Origin of the sequence: Frankia tisae, from assembly GCF_025403405.1 — a bacterium.
Taxonomy (GTDB): Bacteria; Actinomycetota; Actinomycetes; order Frankiales; family Frankiaceae; genus Frankia; species Frankia tisai.
In genome coordinates this window covers 1-2,319 of the sequence record NZ_JANEZT010000604.1, presented here as the reverse complement: position 1 = coordinate 2,319, position 2,319 = coordinate 1, and the positions used below count along the sequence as shown (strand labels likewise).

The following is a 2,319-nucleotide window of genomic DNA, read 5'->3' as shown; positions in this document are numbered from 1 at the left end:
CCATCGACTGGATCTCGTCGGTCCACACCCCGGCCGCGTTGATGGTCTGCCGGGCGCGCAGCGCGATCTCGTCGCCGGACTCCAGGTCGCGCACCGTGACGCCGGCGACCCGGTCGCCCTCCCGCAGCAGGCCGGTGACCCGCGCGCTGGTCGCGACGAGTGCCCCGTAGCGCACCGCGGTCCGCGCCACGAACAGGGTGTGCCGGGCGTCGTCGACCTGGCCGTCCCAGTACTGGATGGCGCCGACGAGGGCGTCGGAGCGCAGGGACGGGAACACCCGCAGCGCCGCCTTGCGGCTCAGGTGCCGGTGGTGGGGCATGGTCCCGTCGCCGCCCGGCGCGATGCGGGCCAGGCCCTGGCCGAGGGTGTCGTACAGCAGCACGCCGCTGCCGATGTAGGCGCGTTCCCAGCCGTGGTGGGTCAGCGGCAGCAGGAACGGGACGCTGTGGACGAGGTGCGGGGCGAGGGTGTCCAGCATGAGGGATCGTTCCCGCAGGGCCTCGCGGACCAGCGGAGCGTTGAGCTGCTCGAGGTAGCGCAGCCCCCCGTGGATCAGCTTGCTAGAGCGGCTGGAGGTTCCGGCGGCGAGATCGCGGGCCTCGACGAGGGCCACCGACAGTCCGCGAGTGGCGGCGTCCAGCGCGACTCCCGCGCCGGTCACCCCACCGCCGATCACGGCGATGTCCATCATCTCGGTGCGCATCCGGCGCAGCGTCTCGGTGCGACGAGCGGGATCGAGGCCCGCGGTCGGCGCTGCGGGCCTGGTCGGCGTCAAGGCGGCTGTCCTCCTTCAGACGGGCGGGCGGGTCCCGGTTCATGCGGCAGGTCCCGGTTCATGCCGGCGGGTCCGGGCGGTGCCGCGGCGACCGCATCCCCATCGTGCCGGCTGGCGGTGACCGGCGCCTGTGCGCGGGTGAACGGCGCGCGTCTGGCGGGGGACGCCGACGCGGCGCCGGAGTCGGCAAGGCGGCGATCGGCACACCACGCGGTTATCGAGTATTACGGTCTGGACTGGGCCCGGCTCCCGCGGCGGGCGGCATGCCGACAGGATGGGTCTGGCCACGTGGATCTGAGCTACCCCCCGGAGGCGGAGGAGTTCCGCGCCGAGCTGCGCACCTGGCTCGCCGCGAACATCCCCGCCTCCTGGACCGTACCCGGCTTCTGGGCCACCGTCGGCGAGGACGAGGCGTTCGATCTGCGCCGCGACTGGGAGCGGCGCAAGGCGCTGGCCGGATTCGCCGGGATCGACTGGCCGGTCGAGTACGGCGGCCGCGGCGGCACTCCGGCGATGCGGGCGATCCACGACTCCGAGCTGGTGCGCGCCCACGCCCCCCGCTCGGTGAACAGCCTCGGTCTGGTCTTCCTCGCCCCGACCGTCATGGCGGTGGGCACCCCGCGGCAGAAGGCCGAGATCATCGGGCCGATGCTGCGCAACGAGGTGATCTGGTGCCAGGGCTTCTCGGAGCCGGGCGCGGGGTCCGACCTCGCCGCCCTGCGCACCCACGGGGTGCTCGACGGCGACGAGTACGTCGTCAACGGCCAGAAGGTGTGGACCACGTTCGCCGGCCGCGGGGACAGGATCTTCACGATGGTCCGCACAGAGCCCGGCAGCAGCCGCCACCGCGGCCTGTCGCTGCTGCTGATCGACATGGACGCCCCGGGGGTCGAGGTGCGTCCGATCCGCCAGATGAGCGGGGTCAGCGAGTTCGGCGAGGTCTTCTTCACCGACGTGCGGGTGCCGGCGCCGCAGTGTCTGGGCGGGATCGGCAACGGCTGGGCGACGGCGATGCTGTTGCTGTCGTTCGAGCGTGGCGCGGCCGGGATCAGCCAGTACACCGCCTACCGGCAGGCCTACGACGAGATCGTGCGGGTGGCACGGGCGCTGGGCCGCGACGGCGACCCGGTGCTGCGCCAGGAGCTCGCCCGGCGCCGCGTCGAGCTGGAATGCCTGCATTACCAGGCGATGCACGTGCTCACCGAGGTCGAGCGCGGCCATGACCTGGGGGCGGCGTCGTCGGTGACGAAGCTGCAGTGGTCGCAGGCTTACCAGGGCCTGTTCGAAACGTTCGACGAGTTGCTGGGCGCCGAGGTCGCGCTGCTGCGGCCCACCGCGGACCTTGACCTGACCGCGTTGCGCCAGGAGAGTTTCTGGACCAGGTCGGTCACGATCTGGGGTGGATCGTCGCAGGTGCAGCGCACGATCGTCGCCGAACGCGTGCTGGGCCTGCCCCGCTCGTCGTCGACGACCGCCCGCACCGCCCGCAGATCGAAGCGGTCGGCGAGGTAGGCGCGGACGGTCTCGGCGAGGGCACGCTGCTC

At 72.8% G+C, this 2,319-nt stretch carries 2 protein-coding genes; one reads left to right on the top strand and one right to left on the bottom strand.

Annotated features, from left to right (window positions below; translation table 11 throughout):
* A partial coding sequence (locus NBZ85_RS30400) for a glycerol-3-phosphate dehydrogenase/oxidase (RefSeq protein ID WP_438803119.1) occupies nt 1-703 on the bottom strand: 703 nt, incomplete at its 3' end.
* A 360-nt stretch (nt 704-1,063) separates the two neighbouring features.
* Between NBZ85_RS30400 and NBZ85_RS30395 the strand changes: the two genes are divergently transcribed.
* The gene (locus tag NBZ85_RS30395; RefSeq protein ID WP_261563346.1) at nt 1,064-2,287 is read left to right on the top strand and encodes an acyl-CoA dehydrogenase family protein; all 1,224 of its coding nucleotides are present in this window, start codon (nt 1,064-1,066) and stop codon (nt 2,285-2,287) included.
* The last annotated feature ends 32 nt before the right edge of the window (nt 2,288-2,319 follow it).